This window comes from Actinoplanes palleronii (genome assembly GCF_016862315.1).
Lineage (GTDB): Bacteria > Actinomycetota > Actinomycetes > Mycobacteriales > Micromonosporaceae > Actinoplanes > Actinoplanes palleronii.
Map to the genome: position 1 here is coordinate 1 of NZ_BOMS01000111.1, position 18164 is coordinate 18164.

The following is an 18164-nucleotide window of genomic DNA, read 5'->3' on the forward strand; positions in this document are numbered from 1 at the left end:
GATGTGGATGGCCCGGGGATCGATAGGTGCGAGGCTCCAGGTAAGACAGCAGTCGACCAAGATCCGATGCCCCGACCGGGAGCCTCGCTGTGCTGTCCTACCCCGCCAAGATCCCGTTGTCCAGTCGTACGCTGAACCACCTCGCCGACCGGATCCGCGCCCACCGCCGCCAGCGCCGCTCCCGCTGGCGGCGCCTGAACCCCGGTGAACAGGCCTTACTTGCACTCGCGCACCTGCGTAACGGCGACACCTACACCCGCCTGGCTGCCGGGTTCGACATCGGTGTGGCCACCGCTTGGCGCTATGTCCGCGAAGCCGTCGACCTGCTCGCCGCGGCCGCAGACGACCTGGTCACCGCCATGGACCGGATCCGCCGGCTGGCCTTCGCCATCCTCGACGGCACCCTGATCCCGATCGACCGGGTCGCCGATCAGCGGCCGTACTACTCCGGCAAACACAAACGCCATGGTGTGAACGTGCAGGTCATCGCGGACGCGGCAGGCCGCCTGATCTGGGCTTCGGCAGCCCTGCCCGGCCGGACCCACGACCTGAGCGCTGCCCGCCAGCTCGGCATCATCGACGCACTGACCAGCGCAGACGTGATGACATTCGCCGACAAGGGCTACCAAGGAGCCCGCGGCACCATCCGGGTGCCGTTCAAACGCCACCGATCCCGGCCGAAACTCCAGCACTGGCAGAAGCGCTACCACCGCCAGCACGCCCGGATCCGAGCCCGCGGCGAACGCGCCATCGCCACGCTGAAGACCTGGAAACTACTGGTCAAGCTGCGCTGTTGCCCTCGCCACGCCACCGCGATCGTGCAGGCCATCCTCGTTCTGCACCACGTCGAAGCCAACCGCTACACAGGATGAAAAAGGCTCAATATACGGCTGCAGGTAGCACCTTTGCCGTGACGCGGGCGCGCTGACGATCGAGATCCAACGCTCAGGTTGATGCATCCTGTGAAGCAGCCTTTTCGAGGGCGTCAAAGATGTCCGAGTCGACTGCTTGCTGCCAGGGAGGTAGTTGATCCCAGTCGGCGACATATGATGGCTTGGGGTCTGTGAATGCGCGGTAGATCTGCGCGGTCCAGCAAAGGGCCAGGAACCGGCCGCGCTGGTCGCGGCTGAGCTTCGCCACGGCACCATCGCTCACGTCTATGAACGCCAAGACTTGGCCGCAGACCGCGGCGGCGGCGCTACGCTCCCACTCCGGAGTTTCCTCCCACGGCGCCACATAGCCAGGCTTCGGTTCACCTGGAAAGTGGCGCCGTACACCCTCGATCCATGCCTCGCGGAACAAGCGGCCATGGTCGATCATCAGCAATCCTCCGGTGGGTAGGTCGATCAGGCGGAAGTAAGGACTCCCGTGATCCGCTCGTCGAGAGCGACGATACGAGGATCACTTCCGAGGGGGTGTAGCTGCGTTTGCAGCGACTGGAGTCTCCGGCCGAGGAAGCCGGGCGAACAGGACTGTTCCGCGATGTCGACTGCGGCGTGGCCGTGCTGCAGTACCTCGTCCGCATCACGTCTGCGCACGCCCACCACTCCAAGATCGACCAGAAGGCTGCCTCGTCGGCGCGGCGAGATGCTTCGCGTGAAGGCTGCTGCCAGCGCGCCAGCCGCGAGTTCAGACTGCCCGAGCGTCAGGTGGCAGGTGCCGCGTTCTTCATCGAGGCGGCTTCCGTCGAAGCGGAGCCAGCCGCCGGGATTGATCAGATCTCGTGCTCCGGTGATGTGTTCGGCAAGCGACCAAGCCCGTTTGAAGCCATCCACGTCATGCAGAGCTGCGGCTGCCTGAGCTTGGACAGAGGCAACCCAGTAGCGGGTTGCCAGTTGGTCATCCCCGCGGGCGGCTACGCGGCCGGCAGCGTAAAGGATTTTCGCGGCTTGGTCGTACTGCTGGTCATACAGGCTGACGTAACCGCTGCGGGTAAGTGCGCATGCCCACTGGTCGTACGCGCCGGCTTCCTTGGCGGCAGAGGCAGCCAGGTTGTAGCAGTGGGTGGCGTCGGCGTAGAGGTCGCTGTCACAGAAGATCTCGCCGGTGAGCTGAAACAGTTCGCTCGCCAGGGTGCACAACTGCCGGTGCTCGGCCTCGGACCTGGCGTTGTCCAAGCGGTCGATGAGCACGTGGAGTTGGTCCTGGGCGAGCGGATAGACGAGGTGCTTGGTCGCGGATAGGCCGAAGACCTGCCAGAGGTGGGTGTTGAAGTCGCGGAGCTCCTGCAGGTCTGCGGATCGTCGAATCGCGTTTGGGTCATCGGACTCCGCGACCGGGGGAAGACAGATCAGCGTTCCAGCGAGACCGAGAAGGCGAAGGAGGTCGCGGCGGTACATGGCGAAGACACCCGTCGTGTGTGAAGCGGCCACGATTGCGCCGTTAACGGCGATCGCGGAAGCGGCGGTGGAAGGCGCATCGCCATCATGGCTCAGCAGCTCGGTGAGCATCTCAGGGGTCACCTGAAGCGCCTTGCTGAGGCGGTCCCGGGTTTGGGGTTGCGGCGAGGTCTCGCCTCGCTAGATACGTCCGATCGTGGTGCGGTCGGACGTGATCAGAGTCGCAAGTCGTTCTTGACTCAAGCCCACTTCCTCGCGGCGCCGAATCAAACGGCTTCGTCGCGATGCCATGAGCACCTCCGCTAGACCTGGTCGTCGCCAAGCCTACGGGACTACTGAACCTCGAGCGGGTGCGCCGCAGAGATGCATCACAGATGCCTCCCTCGCGCCGTGTTCCATGGACGCTCGTCTCGCTTTGCTAGAGGGGTCCTCAAGGCCTTCTTACCGGACGGTGGAGTGAGAATGACTCTTTCGATGTTGTTCGATGAGGCCACGGTCAGCGACATGATGACCGCCTGGCCGACCAAGCCGGCGCTCCACACGCCGCCCGACGACAGCCGCCTTCCCCACATCGTCAACGTGGACCTCATCAACGGCTACCTCGACACCGGTACCGCACCCGCAGAGCAGCTCATCGTGATCAAGGACGGGGCGGCGCTGCACTCCCGGGCGTACACGACCGACGGCTACCTCGACCCCGGCAAAGTCGCGAAGTGGCGCGGCCGGGGCTACACCATCCAACTGCGCAACCTGCACCGATGGTGTCCCGCAGTGCACGCGATCTGCTCCGCGATCCAGGACGAGTCCGGCTACGGCACCTACGCCACAGGCTTTGTCACCCCAGCCGGCGGCCAAGGTCTACATCACCACTGGGACCAGAACATGGGCCTGGTCTACCAGCTCGCCGGACACAAGACCTGGCAGATCTGGGAGCCGGGGGTCGAAGAACCGCACCGCGAGCAGTTCGCGTCCAACACCGCGCCGGGCAGCGACGTCCTCGACCGCATGAAATCGATGCGGCCTGACTTCGAGTTCGACCTCGGCCCCGGACAGATCCTTATGCTCCCGCGCGGCTGGATGCACAACCCGCACGCGCGTGGTCAGACCCAGGAAAGCGTCCACGTGACCTTCGTGGCCCGCGAGCGCACCGGCTACTGGATCGCCGGACAACTGGCCCAGACCGCGCTGAGCTCAACCCCGCTGCGGCGCGTCATCCCGCCTGCCGGCGTCGTCAACCCCACCGCCTTCGCCGATCAGGTCGCCGAGGCGCGCGACCTGCTGACGGACTGGCTGGCCGGCGCCGACGTCAGCACTCTGGCCGCTGAACTGCTCCAGCACGCTCGCACCGAACCGAACGTGGACTACATCTCCCCCGAACCGAGCCAGGTCGGCCACCGTCCATCGGTTCGTTGATCAGGGATTTCCCCGGCGCATCCGGCGCCGGCGATCCATACGCCCCCAAGGAGTAATCGTGACCCTCGTGACCACTTTGCCGGTTCAGGCCGACAAAGACCCCCAGGCCCTCGTCGATCCGGAGACCTTCGACAAGCTCGCCCTGCACTTCGCTGCCGAGCAGGAGGTCACCAAGACCTACGCCCGGCGGGCCGTCGGGCAGATGTTGCTCATGTTGAAGGCCCACGCCGACTCGAAGCACGACCCCGACTTCGGCCGGCTGCTGCCAGACGGCCGGTCCTACCGCGTCGTCCCGACCGAGCCCGTTGACGCGGCATGGCACGTGTCGCTGCAACACACCGAGCCGTACGCCGCCGCCTGCGAACAGCTCGCGGGAGGATTCGTACACCACGTACCGATCCTGACCGCGGGCATGGCGGACGGCTCCTCCATGGAGTACACCCGCCAGGCACTCAAGGCGACCGGCTACTACATCGACCCCGAGTTCTGGGACGGCGAGGCGAAGTCCTGCTGTCCGCCGAACCCGGGGATCTGAAAGGGCTACCTGATCAATGCGCATGGACTGGACCGCTTTGCCTGAGGCCGTCACGGCAGAGGTAGCCGAGCGCGTCGGCGGACTTCACGTCACTCCCGCCATGACCGGTGATCATGCGGAGATAGCCGCAACTGTTACCGGTACCACCGGGAAGGTGTTCGTCAAGGCGGCCCACACCGATGTCGGTGTCCGGTCACTGCGCTTCGAGTTGCGGGTGAGCGAGGCCGTCAGCGGGCCTCACTCACCCGCGGTCGTCTGGCACTTCGCGGTGGCCGGCTGGCTGGTGGTGGGCTTCGAACACTGCGAAGGCCCGCATGCCGACCTGTCCCCGGGAAGCCCCGACCTGGCCCTTCTTGAGGATGTGCTGGCAGTACTCGGAGAGACACCGGCACCCGATGCGCCGCTGTTCAGTCCAAAGGCCCGGCTCGGGTTCGAGCACCCGTCGATGGACGGTGACACGCTCGTGCACACCGACCTCGGCCCGGCCAATCTGATCGTGACCCCGGACGGGCTCCGGATCGTCGACTGGGCGATGGCAGCCAAAGCCGCGCCGTGGGTCGAGCTGGCCATGCTTACCCCATGGCTGATCGGCGCCGGCCACACCCCGGAGCAAGCCGACCAGTGGCTGGCACGCCATCGCGTGTGGCAATCGACCGATCCTGAGGTCTTGGACTATTTCGCGACGAAGAACGCGGAGAAATGGGCGTCGAAGGCGGCCGGATCAACCGCGGCCTGGATGCATGACCTCGCGGGCTGGACGTCCCAATGGTCGGCGTATCGGATCTGAACCAGCCACCCTGCCCGACCGTCCAGCTCTCCCTGCTGACTCCGTCTCATGAGGTCGGCGACTTCACGATGACCCCCACACGAGGACGGCCGGTTCATATCTCGGGTGTCCCGGCTGCCGAGGCCGCCCACAGCCGAAGCCGGTGTGGTTGTGGTGGTCCAAGGTCGATGCCACATGGGCGGATGTCGACCGGCGGTCCGGCGCCGTTTCGATCTTGAGGACACCTTCCGCATGATCAAGCAGACGCTGGGCTGGCCCCCGAAGCTGCGCGACCCTGCCGCGGCTGACCGGGGGACCTGGCTGCTCCTGGCCGGGCATGCTCAGCTACGCCTGACCCGGCCCCTCGCCCAGGACTCGCGCGGGCCCTGGGGAACGCCCGCCGGCCCCGGAACGACTCACTCCGGCCCGGGTGCGGTGGGGGTTTCGGAACTGCGCGCGACCAGCGCCTCGCCGGCTCTGCACCGAAACCGAGCAAGCCCGGTCCCGGCCGGCACCCGCTGCGACGTGGGACTCATGCTGGTCACCGGCCCGACCCATCAACGACCGGCTCACCACACGAAGGGCACCGAACCGCGCCGCACGGGATAGATGACAAGCTAAGCGTGCTGCTGATCAGCAGCGGACCAGGCCCTGGATCAGGGTGGCGAAGGCGGCTGGGTCGCGCAGGTGCGGGAACGGGCCGTCGCCCGCGTGTGCCTGCGGCGCCGCGCCGACCGGGACGCTCGACCACTCCCGGTAGGTCAGCGCCAGTGCCGGGTCGCTGCGCCGCACCGCGAACTGACGGTAGGCCTCGGGTACGGCAGCCAGGTCCCCGTCCTCCACCGTGATCACGTGCTGCACCGCGTACCGGGCCGCGAACGCGTGCGCCAGCGCCGCCGACTCCCCGTGCCCGACCAGCACCGGCGCGCGCTGCAGATCCAGCCCGTGTACGAGCGTGGCCAGGTGCTGGGTCAGGCCGGACAGGTCGTCGCGCCGTGCCGACTCGCCGTGCCCGGGCAGGTCGACGGCGATCGCGGCGCAGTTGCCGTCCAGCTCGGCGGCGACCGGCCACCACATGGTCCGGTCGTAGAACGGGCCGTGCAGCAGCACCACCGGGCGTCCGAACCGCCCCCAGCGGTCGTAGACGAGCCGGTTGCGCGGGGTGCCGTGGGCGTGGGTGGTGCGACGAGGCGGCTGAGGATGCACGAAATCGGTCTCCGGAGGCAGGTGGGACGGAAGCAACTCTGTAACGACCGGAGGGGGACCAGCGGTTACGCTGCCGCGGTGACTGCACGCGCACCCTTTCGACTGACACCGATGCGACCCCGTGATCCCGACGAGCCCGGGCGCACCGCGACCCCGTTGGAGCTCTTCTTCGACCTGGTCTTCGTGATCGCGGTGAGCATCGCCGCCGTTCAGCTGCACCATGCGCTGACCGAGAACCACATCGCGCACGGTCTGCTGTCGTACGCGGCGGTGTTCTTCGCCATCTGGTGGGCGTGGATGAACTTCACCTGGTTCGCCACCGCGTACGGCATCGACGACTGGCTCTACCGGGTGCTCACCTTCGTCCAGATGGGCGGGGTTCTGGTGCTGGCGGCCGGCATCGACCCGGCGTTCACCGAGGGTGACTTCACCGTGGTGGTGATCGGTTACGTCGTGATGCGGGTCGCGATGATCACCCAGTGGCTGCGCGCCTCCCGCGCGGGCGGGCCGGACCGGGGCATCGCCCGGCGCTACGCCGTCGGCATCGGCCTGGTGCAGCTGCTCTGGATCGGCCGGCTGTTCCTGCCGGCGAGCATCCAGGGCGTGTCGTTCGTGGTGCTGGCGCTTGCCGAGATGGCCGTTCCGGTGATCGCCGAGCGGAAGGCGACCACACCGCGTCACCTGCACCACATCACCGAACGTTACGGTCTGTTCACGTTGATCGTGCTCGGCGAGAGCCTGCTCGGTGCGGCCAACGCGATCATCGAGGCGCTGCACGACGCCGACGAGCTGGCCCCGCTGATCTCCATCTCGGTGCTGACCCTGGTGGTCAGCGGCGCGCTGTGGTGGCTCTACTTCTGGCCGCCGCACCACACCGTGATCGTCCGGCTACGCGACTCGTTCCGCTACGGCTACACCCACTACTTCATCTTCGCCGCGGCGGCCGCGTTCTCGGCCGGCGTCGAGGTCGAGATCGACGCGCTGACCGGGCACAGCGAGCTCAGCGACGTGGCCGCGTCGTTCACGGTCACCGTGCCGATCGCGGTGTTCATGCTGGGTGTCTGGTGGGTGGTGATCCGGGAGAACGCCGACCGGGTGGTGAACGTCGCGGTGCCGCTGGGCGCGGTGCTGGTGCTGTTCGACCCGGTGGTGCCGGTTCCGGTGACGCTCACCGCGATCATCCTGGTGGCGGTCGTCGTGGTGCTGGTGCTGCGGCCGCCGGTCAGCCGGGCCTCACGCCGCGCCCGCGCCGACGAACTCGTGGGCGCCACGGAGGCGGACGACCAGCCCGGCCTGGGTGGCTGAGCAGTCCAGACGGACCGCGAGGGCGCCCGGCAGACCGCTGTGCGCCCGCAGCGCGGCGGGCAGGGCGGCCGGGTCGAGGCCGTCCCGCCGGGCGATCAGGACACCGAGCTGGTACCGGGAGATCGGATCACTTCCGGCCACATTTCGTACGCCGGGGTGCGGGTCCGCGGCCAGCTCCAGGACCGCGGCGGCCAGATCGGCGACGTGGACCGGGCACCGGATGTCGTCGGTGAACAGGGCGCCGCTCCGCCTTCCGGTGGCCAGGTCGTGCACGTGCCTCTCGGTCTCCGACGTCCCGGCGCCGATGATCAATGAGGTACGGACGATGACCGCGTCCGGCGCCAGCCCACGGACCGCGACCTCGGCCGCCGCCTTGGCCGCGCCGTACGGCGTGACCGGATCCGGCGCCGCCCCCTCGTCGTAGGAGTCCGCGGCCCCCGAGAAGATCGCGTCGCTGGACACGTGCACGAGCCGGGCCCGGACCTCGGTGGCGGCCGCCGCGACGTGCATCCCGCCGTCGGCGGTGGTCGCCCAGTCCGCCTGCCGGTACGCCGCGTTGACGATCACTTCCGGTCGCACCGCCGCGACGAGCGCAGCCACCGCGGCCCGGTCCCGGATGTCCAGGCGTCGCCCGTCCGTCCCGATCGGCCGCTGGTGGTAGGTCGCGGTGACCGAGTGGCCGGCCCGTCGCGCCAGCCGGACCACCTCGCGGCCCAACAGGCCGCCACCGCCGACCACCAAGAGCCTCAGCATGGGCGAAAGCATGGCAGGCGCCGGAAAGTCCGTCATCGATCAGTCACTCCGCGTGGTCGGGCCAGTGGAAAAGCTCTCCCGGTCTTGACGGTGGCTCGCACCCTGGTCAATGCTGCATAAGTCCGAATCCCCCCATATGCCGGTGAGGCCCACAAAGCCCCGGTATGCACCCGTGGCCGCGACCCCCGGTCACTCGGACACCCTGCACCAGGTGAAGGAGTTACCCCCCCGATGACCTACGCTCTCGACGACCTCACGCTGCGCGAACGTTGTGCGACAGCCCTCGCCGAGCACCCGTCCACGAACCGTTTCGTCGCCACGGCCGTCAAGCCCAACGACCCGCTGGCCGACGTGGCCCGCACCGTTGAGCGGATGGTCTTCGAGGCCTCGTTCGGCCTGGACGAAGCGACCATGATCGCCGAGTACGGCCCGTACGAGGAGCAGAGCTTCTTCTTCCTGGTCATCGACCGGGAGACCGGGCTGCCGGCCGGCGCCGCCCGGGCGATCGACGGCGGTGGCAAGACCCTCGACGACGCGCCCGACATGATCGGTGTCGAGCTGTCCGAGATCGTCCGCCAGCACGGCATGTACGACGGCCGGATCTGGGACTACGCGACGCTCGCGGTGCTGCCCGAGTACCGGGCCTCCCGGGACAGCCTGGTCGTCAGCGGCATGCTCTACCGGACGTTCATCAACGCCGGGCATCGGGCCAGCGTCCGCCACGTGGTCTGCATGCTGGACCAGGCCGCGTACCGGAACCTGGACATGCTGGGCTGCCGGTTCACCGCGCTGGCCGGCTCCGCGCCGTTCGAGTACCTGGGTTCGGCCGCCAACCGGGCGCTCTACATCCCGCTCGAGGAGATCGCCCGGTCGATGGGCGAGCAGGCCCACCAGCTGAGCCAGCCGGACACCGGCACCGGGCGTCGCCGGCCGGGCCTGCGCCGGATCACCGCCCGGCTCGCCAGTCAGGTCTCCTCCGGTGACGACCTCGACCCGCACATCGTGCTGCCCGGCCTCGAGCGCCGTCGCCGCCCGCGCTGACCGAATCTGACCGAAAGTCCCGGGAGCCTGATGGCTCCCGGGGCTTTTTTGTGCTCGTGACCGCACCTGACGGGCGACTCGGGGCCGGGCGGGGCGACTGCTTGGGGCGTCACGCCCCGCCCGGCGAGACCCATGCTCCCGCCCACCCCTCTCCATTCACTCTTGAGTCACTGTCACGGCGCTGACCCGGCCCGGGTCAGGCGAGCGCTAACAGGGGGTGACCGCTAGTGGGCACGGGCATCGCCCCGGAGGGTTTCGCGTTCGGGACGCGCCAGCGGCCTGCGAAGCCCGCAGGGGTCCCGGCGGGAGCGGCGGTCTGCACCCCGGCGGACGCACGACATCATGAATTTGATCTTGATTGTGGGGTTGACCCTGGGCCGGGCGGCGAAACGACCCATTGACAAGCGTGAAACACGGCGGTTAGAACTGTGAGCGCTAACAATCATCGATTTCCATCCCCGCGGGTTCGTCCCCTGCCCGGAATCGAGAGGTCACGCCATGGTTCCCCGTCTCGAACGCTCCCTCTGGCGCAAAGCGCTCGCCGTCGCCGCGTCCGCGATCGTCGTCGCCACCACCCTGGTCGCCGCGACCGGTCCGGCCGCCGCGGCCGGCACCCTGCCCTGCGACATCTACGCCAGCGGCGGCACACCGTGCGTCGCCGCGCACAGCACCACCCGCGCGCTCTTCGGGGCCTACAGCGGGTCGCTCTACCAGGTCCGGCGCTGGTCGGACGGCGCGACCACGAACGTCGGCACGCTCAGCGCCGGCGGGTACGCGAACGCGGCCACGCAGGACTCGTTCTGCTCCGGCACCTACTGCACGATCGTGCGGATCTACGACCAGACGACCCGGCACAACGACCTGACGATCGCGCCCGGCGGCGGTGCGAACCCGACCGCGGACCAGGGCTCGAACGCGGCCGCGCTGCCGGTCACCGCGGGGGGCCACAAGGTCTACGGGGTCTACATCTCGGCCGGCAACGGCTACCGCAACAACGCCACGAACGGGATCGCCACCGGCAGCCAGCCGGAGGGGATGTACATGGTCACCGAGGGCACGCACGTCAACGACCGGTGCTGTTTCGACTACGGCAATGCCGAGACGAACAACAACGACACCGGCAACGGTGACATGGACGCGATCTACTTCGGCAACCTGTGCTGGTTCTCGCCGTGCGCGGCCGGCCCGCGGGTCGCCGCCGACCTGGAGAACGGCCTGTTCGCCGGCGGCAACGGCTCGAACACCGCGAACACCGGCCGCAACAGCGCGTTCGTGACCGCGGTGCTGAAGAACAACGGCACGACGACCTACGCGATCAAGGACGGCAACGCGCAGTCCGGTGGCCTGGCCACCAGGTACAACGGCGGGCTGCCGACCCAGGCCGGGTACAAGCCGATGACCAAGCAGGGCGCGATCATCCTGGGCATCGGCGGGGACAACAGCAACGGCTCGGTCGGTTCGTTCTTCGAGGGCGTGATGACCAGCGGCTACCCGACCGACGCCACCGAGAACTCGGTGCAGTCCAACATCGTCTCGGTCGGCTACACCAAGAGCGTCACGTTCCCGGTCAACGGCGCCACCTACCGGCTGACCAACCTGCAGAGCGGCAAGGTGCTCGACGCGGTCAACTGCGGCACCGCCAACGGCACCGCGATCGACCAGTGGCAGTCGCTGGGCAACACCTGCCAGCAGTGGAAGTTCACCAATGTCGGCGCGAACAAGTGGACGATCACCAACGTGAACGCGAACAAGGTGCTCGACGCGACCAACTGCGGGCTGGCGCTGGGCACGGCCGTCGAGCTGTGGCAGTCGCTGGGCAACCTGTGCCAGCAGTGGGCGGTGATCCCGGCGGGCAACGGCCGCTACGAGCTGGTCGTGGAGAACAGCGGCATGGTCCTCGACGACCAGGACTGCGGCACCGCCAACGGCACACCGGCCCGTCTCTGGATGTGGCTCAACAACACCTGCCAGCTCTGGTCGATCGCTGCTTAGGGTGTCCTGAAATAAGGGCGAAACAAGTGCGGGGCCGCTGATCTTTCGGCGGCCCCGCTTCTGTTGTCGGCGAATCGGAAAATTGTTAGCCGCGTCATGCCCGGTCGTGGAAAGTTCCCTGCTCAAGGGCGTGTATTGCAGGTCACTGGCGGATTCTTTGGAGAGTCGAGCGCGGTGCTCCCAGGCTGGACGTTGAATGTAGTCAGCGAATTCCGCGTTTATCCCTTTTAAGGAATGTGCCGTGCAGGCTGCCCGTGTACGCGACCCGCTCGCGGCCGTTTTTGTATTGTTCGCGCTGGTCGGCGCGGTCTTCGGGAGCTGGGCCGCCCGGGTGCCGGACGTCAGCGCCCAGGTCGGTGCCGGTCACTCCGCGCTCGGCGTGGCGCTGTTCTGCATCTCGGCGGGTGCGCTGGTCAGCATGCAGACCGCCGGTGGGCTGTGCGCCCGGTGGGGAGCGGGACGGGTCAGTGCCGCGGGTGCGGTGGCGGCGAGCGTCGCCGTGGTGCTGCCCGGGCTGGCCGGCTCGATGGGGTCGCTGTGCGTGGCGCTGCTGCTGTTCGGAGCGGCGACCGGGCTGGCGAACGTGGCGGCCAACAGCCTCGGGGTGCAGGTGCAGCAGGCGGTGGGGCGGCCGGTGATGTCGACGCTGCATGCCGGGTTCAGCTTCGGTGGGCTGGGTGGGGCGCTGGTCGGCGGGGTGGCCTCGACGGTGCTGCCGGCGGGGTGGCATCTGCTGGCCGTCGGGGTGCTGGGGCTGGGGGTCAGCGTGGTGATCGCGCCTGCGCTGGCGGGGTTCGTTCACGTGGAGGCCGCGCCGGTGCCGAGCCGCGAGCGGCCCACGGCGGCCGGGGCCGCGCCGGTCATCGTGGTGCTGGGACTGATCGCCGGGTGTACCGCGTTCGCCGAGGGCGCGCTGACCGACTGGGCGTCGCTGCACCTGCGCGAGGACCTGCACGCGACGCCGATGGTGGCCGGTGCCGGTTACGCCGTGTTCTCGCTGGCCATGGCGGCTGCGCGGCTGCGCGGCCGGAGCCTGATCGTCCGGTACGGCGACACCGTCGTGCTGACCTCGGGAGCGCTGCTCGCGGCGGTGGGGATGCTGGTCGGGGCGGCGGCGCCGTCGCCGTTTCTGGCGCTGGCCGGGTTTGTGCTGGTCGGGTTCGGGCTGGCCAACGTGTTTCCGCTGGCGATCGCGAAAGCGGGGTTGCTGGGCGGGGCGCGCGGAGTGGCTCGGGCGTCCAGCGTCGGGTACACCGGGCTGCTGGGTGGGCCGCCGATCATCGGATTGCTGGCGGGCGAGCGGGGGTTGCCGTTCGCGTTGACGAGCGTGTCGGCGCTCGCCGTGGTGGCCGCGCTGCTGGCGCTGGTGGTCGATCACCGCCTGGACGGCGCCGGCTCGGTGGCCTCGGTGCTGCGCGCGCAGGCGAGGGCCCGGCTGCAGCCGATCGCGGTGCGGGTCGAAGCCGCCGCGCAGAACCACAGCAAGTCCCTCTATCTGCTGCTCGACCAGTCCTGACCGGGAGTACCGCATGCCCTCGCTCGACCTGCGCCGTTCCGTCCTGATCGGGGTCAGTCACATGATCCCGTTCGTGGTGGTCGGCGGTCTGCTGCAAGCGCTCGGCCTGATGCTCGGCGGGTCCGCCCCGCTCGTGTTCACGCTCGGCTCCCTCGCTCTCTACCTGCTCGCGCCGGTGCTGGCCGGCTACATATCCTTCGCGATCGCCGGCCGCCCGGGCCTGATGCCGGGACTCACCGCCGGCCTGGCCGCGACCGTGACCGGCGCCGGCTTCCTGGGCGGCCTGATCGGCGGTGTCCTGGCCGGGATCCTGGCACAGCAGCTGGGCCGGGTGCCGCTGCCGGAGTGGTTGCGGGGGCTGGCCGCCTTCCTGCTCGTGCCGCTGGTGGCCACGCTGATCAGCGGGGGAGCGATGCTCGGTGCGATCGGCCCGCCGCTGGCGTGGTTCATGCGGGTGTTCGGCGGGTGGCTCGACGGGTTGAACGGGGTCTCCGCCGTCCTGCTCGCCGCCGCGCTCGGCGCGATGACCGTTGCTGATCTGGGCGGCCCGCTGAACAAAGCGGCCTACCTGTTCGCGATCACCGGGGTGAGCGGCGCAGGTCTGCCCGGCGCCGGCATCCATGGCACCGGGCTGATCAGCGGCCGCCCGCTCGCCCTGATGGCCGCCGTGATGGTCGCCGGGATGTCCGCCCCGCTGGCCTGCTGGCTCGCCACCGTCGTGCGGCCCTCCGCCTACACCCCCGCCGAACGCCGCGACGGCCGCTCCGCCGGGGTCCTCGGCGCCCTGTTCATCAGCGAGGGCGCGATCCCGTTCGCCGCCGTCCGCCCGATGGTGGTGATCCCCAGCCTGATGCTCGGCGGCGTGGTCGCGGCGATCGGCAGCATGCTCGCCGGCGCCACCCTGACCGCTCCGCACGGCGGCGTGTTCGCCCTGCTCAGCGCCGGCCACCTGATCGGCCTGCTCGGATCGCTCGCGCTCGGCGCGACGCTCGCGGCCGGCGGTCTGCTGCTGAGTCGCGCCGGCGGACGAGACCGGGACCGGAATGTGACCGACCGGGCAGCGTCCCTGGGTGGCCGATGACATCGATGATGCGCTAGAAAGCTCGGATCAGCCGGCACCCCCCGCCGGCGAGGAAGAGGTAGTGCCGATGTCGCGTAGCAGATTCCTGATCCCGGGTGCGGCTGTCGTCATGGTCGTCGTCGTGGTGGCCGGGCTCGCCTTCTTCGGGAAGATTCCGGGGTTGAACGCCGCCGCCCGGCAGGAGAAGCAGCTCACCAACGCCCTCGACGCGATCGCGCTGACCTCGCCGGACTTCGCGGTCGCGGTGCTCGACAAGGCGAACGACCGGGACTTCTCCTACCGTGGCTCGGAGCGCTTCGACACCGCCAGCGCGGTGAAGGTCTCGGTGCTGGCCTGCGTGCTGCTGCACGCCCAGGACGAGAAGCGCGAGCTGACCGCGCAGGAGACCGCGCGGGCCAAGCGCATGATCCAGGCCAGTGACAACGACGCCACCACGGCGCTGTTCACCGAGGTCGGCGAGGTGGACGGGCTGACCGCGTGCAACAAGCGCGTGGGGCTCACGGAGACGACCGTCGACAAGGCGTGGGGGCTGACCTCGACCACAGCCGACGACCAGGCCCGGCTGCTCGGCAATCTGGTCGACTCGGGCAGCGAGCTCACCGTCGACCACCGGCAGCTGATCTTCGACCTGATGGAGACGGTGAACGACGACCAGAACTGGGGTGTGCCGTCGGTCGCCAAGCAGGGGGAGCACGCGCCGGTCAAGAACGGCTGGGACACCCGCAGCGACGACCACAACCTGTGGGTGGTCAACTCGCTGGGCCGGATCGTCTCGGAGGACCGGGAGACCAACGTGTCGATCGTGGTGCTCTCGCACGGTGACAAGAGCCTGAAGGACGGGATCGCGCTGGTGGAGAAGGTCGCCGCGGCGACGCGGGAGAACCTGAAGTACTGAGCGGTGGCCCGGGTGGGGCCACCGCTCAGAGCATCAGCGGACTTCGGCGGTGTACAGCGCCGCGACCTCGTCGTCGGTCAGCGCGCGGTTGAACGCGTGCACCTGATCGATCGACCCGGACCAGTAGTCGGTCTTGTTGCCGGCGTACTTGGCCCGGCCCACCGACAGCGGCCCGGTGCTCACCACGTCCGGACCGGCCGTGGTGGCCGCGACCCGCTTGCCGTCGAGGAACAGCCGGACCTCGCCGGTGGTGTGGTCGCGCACGCCGACCAGGTGGTACCACCGGTTCAGCTCGGGCGTCACGGCCAGCCGGGCCCGGTTGCCACCCGGGGTGCTGAACGCGAAGGCGCCCTGGCCGTACTGCAGGTAGAACGGGTTCTCGGTGGTGCGGCCGTCCTGGCTGACCACGGTGGCGTAGTTGCCGGGGAGCTTGTCGAGCGTCACCCACGACGCGATCGAGTAGTCGCGGGTGGTGTCGACGACCGGGGACGTGGTGTCGGCGTAGTCGCCGTCACCGTCGAACGTGAGCGCGGAACCGGACACGCCCGGCGTCCACGTGGTGTTCCCGGCCAGGGTGAGGTCGCTGGTCCCGCCGCTGTCCTTCGCGGTGGTGCCGGTGCCCTCGTCCAGGCTCCAGTCGCCGTGGCCCGGCGGCGGGGGCTGCTGGGCGGCTGCGGCACCGGCCGCGATCACCTTGAGGTTGATCGCCCGGACCGGCGCCGGGTCGACCTTGATGTCCCGGCGGTCGTACGTCCACAGGCCGTTGAGCTCGGTCTCCAGGTCGGTGATCTGGGTGTAGACCGAACCGGACAGCTCCGCGCCGGCGGCTTCCAGGTAGAACCGCTCGGTGTTGTCGACGTACTTGGCGGTCAGCGCGGCCTTGTCGGCGACCCCGCTGTAGATCACCGCGGGCGTGCCCGGCCACATGTGGCCCGGGGTGCGCAGGGTGAAGCCACCGTGCTCGCCGTCCATCGCGATCCGGGTCGCGTCCGGGTACGCCGGATCGGTGTTGTTGTAGTCGTGGTGGTCGATGACGTCGCCCTTGCCGGAGTCGCCCTTCGACGCGCAGCAGTTCACGCCGCTGTGCGCGTTCACGATCCGGGACGGGTCGGCGGCTTTGACCCGCTCGGTGATCCGGCCGGTCTCGGTGCGGTCCCACTCGCCCCAGCCCTCGTTGAACACCACCCAGCCGATCACCGACGGGGCGTTGTGCAGCTGGTCCATCATCTGCCGGCCCTGGTCGTACCAGGCCTGCTGACCGGTCGTGTTCGTGATGTCGGCCGAGACGAAGTCCTGCCAGACCAGCAGGCCCAGCTCGTCGGCGTGCCGGTACCAGCGGGCCGGTTCCACCTTGATGTGCTTGCGGACCGCGTTGAAACCGAGCTTCTTCGTCTCGACCAGGTCGAAGCGCAGCGCCGCGTCACTCGGTGCGGTGTAGAGGCCGTCCGGGAAGAAGCCCTGGTCCAGGGTGGCGAGCGAGAAGATCGGCTTGCCGTTGAGGACGAGCTTCGGGAAGCCGGCCACGGTCTGCACGGCGATCGAGCGCATGCCGAAGTAGCTGCCCACCTCGTCCTTGCCGAGCGTGACGTCCAGGTCGTACAGGTAAGGGTCGTCCGGGCTCCACAGGTGCGGCTTGGCGATCGGGATCCGCAGCTCGGTGTTCGCGGTGCCGGTGACTGAGCCGACCTTGTGACCCTTCTTGTCCCGCGCGACCGCGGTGACCTTCGCGCCGGTGGCGGCCGACTTGACGGTCACTCGCAGTGCGTTGGTGGCCAGGTCGGGGGTGGTGACGAGCTCGGTGATGCCGGTGGCGGCGACCGGCTCGAGCCAGACCGTCTGCCAGATGCCGGACGACGGGGTGTAGACGATGCCGCCCGGGTTCAGCGACTGCTTGCCCTTGGGCTGGTTCGCCCCGGTCGCGTCGGTGACCTCGACCAGGATCTCCTGCTGGCCCTTCGTGACCAGCGCGCCGGTGATGTCCGCGGTGAACGCGGTGTACCCGCCGGTGTGCTCGGTGACCAGGGTGCCGTTGACGTAGACCTTGGCCTGGTAGTCGACGGCGCCGAAGTTGAGCTTGAGCCGCTGACCGGAACCGATCTTCCAGCCCTTCGGCACGGTGATCAGCTTGCGGTAGAACATGTGCGATTCGCGGCGCTCCAGCCCGGACAGCTGCGACTCGACCGGGAACGGCACGATGATCTTCTCGGCCAGTTTCGCGCCGAAGACCGGCTGCTCACCCGCGGCGGCGCCGGCGAACTCCCACGGGCCGTTCAGGTTCACCCAGTCGTCGCGGACCAGTTGCGGGCGCGGGTACTCCGGCAGCGGGTGCCTGGTGTCGACCTTGTCGCCCCACCGGGTGGTCAGGCGGTGCGTGGAGGCGTTCGTCGCGGAGCGGATGATCTGCGGGACCGTCTCCCCGCCGACGATCAGGCCGCCGGCGCCGTCGTAGTTGACCCGCACCTTCTGCCCGGCCTGGATCGGCTCGGCGAGGGTGACGGTCAGCCGCGTGCCGCTCTTCGTGATCGACGAGATCGGCATCGGCGTGGTGTCCGCCTCGATCACCAGGTGCGCCGCGGTCTGCCCGATCGTGGTGACCGGCGCGTCGAACTCGGCGGTCAGCTTGCGGCCGCCGGCGCCGACCGCGAACGCGGCCGGGAAGACCTGGAAACCGTCCGGCGGCGTGAAAGCGCTCTCCGGAACGAGCTGCTTCGAGAGGCCGGCGGCCGACCAGCGCAGGAACAGGTTCGCGCCGCCGACGTCCTGGAACATCTCGACGCGCACGTCATGCGCCTCGCCGGCGGTCAGGTGCACCGCCGCGCTGGTCTGCTCGACGTCCCAGTCACCGACCCAGTGATCGATGACCGGCTGCCCGTCCAGGAGGAACCGGAACCCGTTGTCGCCGATCATGAAGAACGTGTAGTCGCCGGTGGCCGGCGCGGTCAGCTTGCCGGTCCAGCGGGCGGTGGTGTGCTCGGTGCGCCCGAGGAACGACTGGAAGCTGCCGGTCAGGTCCGGCAGGTCGACGTTCGGGTCCAGCGAGACGCCGCCGAGCTCGGCGAAGTCCCGAGCCCCAGGCGCTGACATCCGGAAATACTCACCCTTGAGGCCGTGCACGACGACGGCTGCTGCGGGTGCTTCTGCGTGGGCGGCTGCGGGCGCCACCAGGCTGACGAGGACTAGCAGGCTTGCTGTGAGCAGGGACTTCCAGGGCGATCGCGGCATCGAGTGTTTCCCTTCGCACAACGACGTAACGAGATCACATTGAGCCAGTTACATGTGTGATGTCAACGAAAAGAAACAGGACTCGACATTTTCGCAAGCA

14 protein-coding genes and 1 pseudogene are annotated in these 18164 nt (G+C 68.9%); 10 read left to right on the top strand and 5 right to left on the bottom strand.

Translation table 11 applies throughout. The features are described from left to right. Positions 1–89: 89 nt before the first annotated feature. Positions 90–872 (top strand): transposase family protein, encoded by a 783-nt coding sequence (locus tag Apa02nite_RS34540; RefSeq protein ID WP_203828814.1) that lies wholly within the window; start codon positions 90–92, stop codon positions 870–872. Positions 873–945: 73 nt separating this feature from the next. On the opposite strand, the gene Apa02nite_RS34545 is transcribed toward Apa02nite_RS34540, so the two are convergent. Continuing rightward, the gene (locus Apa02nite_RS34545) at positions 946–1320 is read right to left on the bottom strand and encodes a hypothetical protein (protein ID WP_203828815.1); all 375 of its coding nucleotides are present in this window, start codon (positions 1318–1320) and stop codon (positions 946–948) included. A 26-nt stretch (positions 1321–1346) separates the two neighbouring features. After that, positions 1347–2504, bottom strand: a pseudogene (locus Apa02nite_RS34550) (NsdA family TPR-like regulatory protein); the annotation flags it as partial. Positions 2505–2801: 297 nt separating this feature from the next. On the opposite strand from Apa02nite_RS34550, the gene Apa02nite_RS34555 reads away from it, so the two are divergent. From Apa02nite_RS34555 to Apa02nite_RS34565, 3 genes are read left to right on the top strand one after another with little or no spacing between them, the layout of a single operon-like run. Further along, the gene (locus Apa02nite_RS34555; protein ID WP_203828817.1) at positions 2802–3752 is read left to right on the top strand and encodes a JmjC domain-containing protein; all 951 of its coding nucleotides are present in this window, start codon (positions 2802–2804) and stop codon (positions 3750–3752) included. 58 nt (positions 3753–3810) lie between these two features. Beyond that, positions 3811–4287 carry a glycine-rich domain-containing protein gene (locus tag Apa02nite_RS34560; RefSeq protein WP_203828818.1) on the top strand — a complete coding sequence of 159 codons (477 nt, stop codon included), beginning with the start codon at positions 3811–3813 and terminating at the stop codon, positions 4285–4287. A gap of 16 nt (positions 4288–4303) precedes the next feature. Further along, positions 4304–5074, top strand: coding sequence for a phosphotransferase family protein (locus Apa02nite_RS34565; protein ID WP_203828819.1), 771 nt, complete (start codon positions 4304–4306; stop codon positions 5072–5074). 612 nt (positions 5075–5686) lie between these two features. On the opposite strand, the gene Apa02nite_RS34570 is transcribed toward Apa02nite_RS34565, so the two are convergent. Continuing rightward, positions 5687–6259 carry an alpha/beta fold hydrolase gene (locus tag Apa02nite_RS34570; protein WP_203828820.1) on the bottom strand — a complete coding sequence of 191 codons (573 nt, stop codon included), beginning with the start codon at positions 6257–6259 and terminating at the stop codon, positions 5687–5689. Between the two features lie 111 nt (positions 6260–6370). On the opposite strand from Apa02nite_RS34570, the gene Apa02nite_RS34575 reads away from it, so the two are divergent. Then, a complete protein-coding gene (locus Apa02nite_RS34575) occupies positions 6371–7564 on the top strand; it encodes a low temperature requirement protein A (protein ID WP_239164753.1) in 1194 nt (397 codons plus the stop codon). Here the strand turns inward: Apa02nite_RS34575 and Apa02nite_RS34580 are convergent. Next, the gene (locus tag Apa02nite_RS34580; RefSeq protein ID WP_203828822.1) at positions 7493–8317 is read right to left on the bottom strand and encodes a sugar nucleotide-binding protein; all 825 of its coding nucleotides are present in this window, start codon (positions 8315–8317) and stop codon (positions 7493–7495) included. The two genes, Apa02nite_RS34575 and Apa02nite_RS34580, sit on opposite strands and share 72 nt — an antisense overlap. A gap of 231 nt (positions 8318–8548) precedes the next feature. Between Apa02nite_RS34580 and Apa02nite_RS34585 the strand changes: the two genes are divergently transcribed. The 5 genes from Apa02nite_RS34585 to Apa02nite_RS34605 all read left to right on the top strand — a co-directional run bounded on the left by Apa02nite_RS34585 (position 8549) and on the right by Apa02nite_RS34605 (position 14842). Next, positions 8549–9358, top strand: coding sequence for a hypothetical protein (locus Apa02nite_RS34585; protein ID WP_203828823.1), 810 nt, complete (start codon positions 8549–8551; stop codon positions 9356–9358). A gap of 498 nt (positions 9359–9856) precedes the next feature. After that, on the top strand, positions 9857–11350 hold the full coding sequence (locus Apa02nite_RS34590; RefSeq protein ID WP_067685364.1) for an arabinofuranosidase catalytic domain-containing protein: 1494 nt from the start codon (positions 9857–9859) through the stop codon (positions 11348–11350). A gap of 241 nt (positions 11351–11591) precedes the next feature. After that, complete coding sequence (locus Apa02nite_RS34595; RefSeq protein WP_203828824.1) at positions 11592–12866, top strand: MFS transporter; 1275 nt, start codon at positions 11592–11594, stop codon at positions 12864–12866. Between the two features lie 13 nt (positions 12867–12879). Then, positions 12880–13947: a PTS fructose transporter subunit IIC gene (locus Apa02nite_RS34600; protein WP_203828825.1), complete on the top strand. Its 1068-nt coding sequence runs from the start codon at positions 12880–12882 to the stop codon at positions 13945–13947. A gap of 67 nt (positions 13948–14014) precedes the next feature. After that, on the top strand, positions 14015–14842 hold the full coding sequence (locus Apa02nite_RS34605; protein WP_203828826.1) for a serine hydrolase: 828 nt from the start codon (positions 14015–14017) through the stop codon (positions 14840–14842). Between the two features lie 33 nt (positions 14843–14875). Here Apa02nite_RS34605 and Apa02nite_RS34610 read toward each other — a convergent pair whose 3' ends face one another. Beyond that, a complete protein-coding gene (locus Apa02nite_RS34610) occupies positions 14876–17926 on the bottom strand; it encodes a LamG-like jellyroll fold domain-containing protein (protein WP_239164754.1) in 3051 nt (1016 codons plus the stop codon). Positions 17927–18164 lie beyond the last annotated feature (238 nt).

Coding starts and splice junctions, on each gene's coding strand:
- Apa02nite_RS34580 (WP_203828822.1), bottom strand. CDS start 8,317: ATGCTGAGGCTCTTGGTGGTCGGCGGTGGCGGCCTGTTGGGCCGCGAG.
- Apa02nite_RS34575 (WP_239164753.1), top strand. CDS start 6,371: ATGCGACCCCGTGATCCCGACGAGCCCGGGCGCACCGCGACCCCGTTG.
- Apa02nite_RS34565 (WP_203828819.1), top strand. CDS start 4,304: ATGCGCATGGACTGGACCGCTTTGCCTGAGGCCGTCACGGCAGAGGTA.
- Apa02nite_RS34600 (WP_203828825.1), top strand. CDS start 12,880: ATGCCCTCGCTCGACCTGCGCCGTTCCGTCCTGATCGGGGTCAGTCAC.
- Apa02nite_RS34585 (WP_203828823.1), top strand. CDS start 8,549: ATGACCTACGCTCTCGACGACCTCACGCTGCGCGAACGTTGTGCGACA.
- Apa02nite_RS34545 (WP_203828815.1), bottom strand. CDS start 1,320: ATGATCGACCATGGCCGCTTGTTCCGCGAGGCATGGATCGAGGGTGTA.
- Apa02nite_RS34590 (WP_067685364.1), top strand. CDS start 9,857: ATGGTTCCCCGTCTCGAACGCTCCCTCTGGCGCAAAGCGCTCGCCGTC.
- Apa02nite_RS34605 (WP_203828826.1), top strand. CDS start 14,015: ATGTCGCGTAGCAGATTCCTGATCCCGGGTGCGGCTGTCGTCATGGTC.
- Apa02nite_RS34555 (WP_203828817.1), top strand. CDS start 2,802: ATGACTCTTTCGATGTTGTTCGATGAGGCCACGGTCAGCGACATGATG.
- Apa02nite_RS34610 (WP_239164754.1), bottom strand. CDS start 17,926: ATGTCAGCGCCTGGGGCTCGGGACTTCGCCGAGCTCGGCGGCGTCTCG.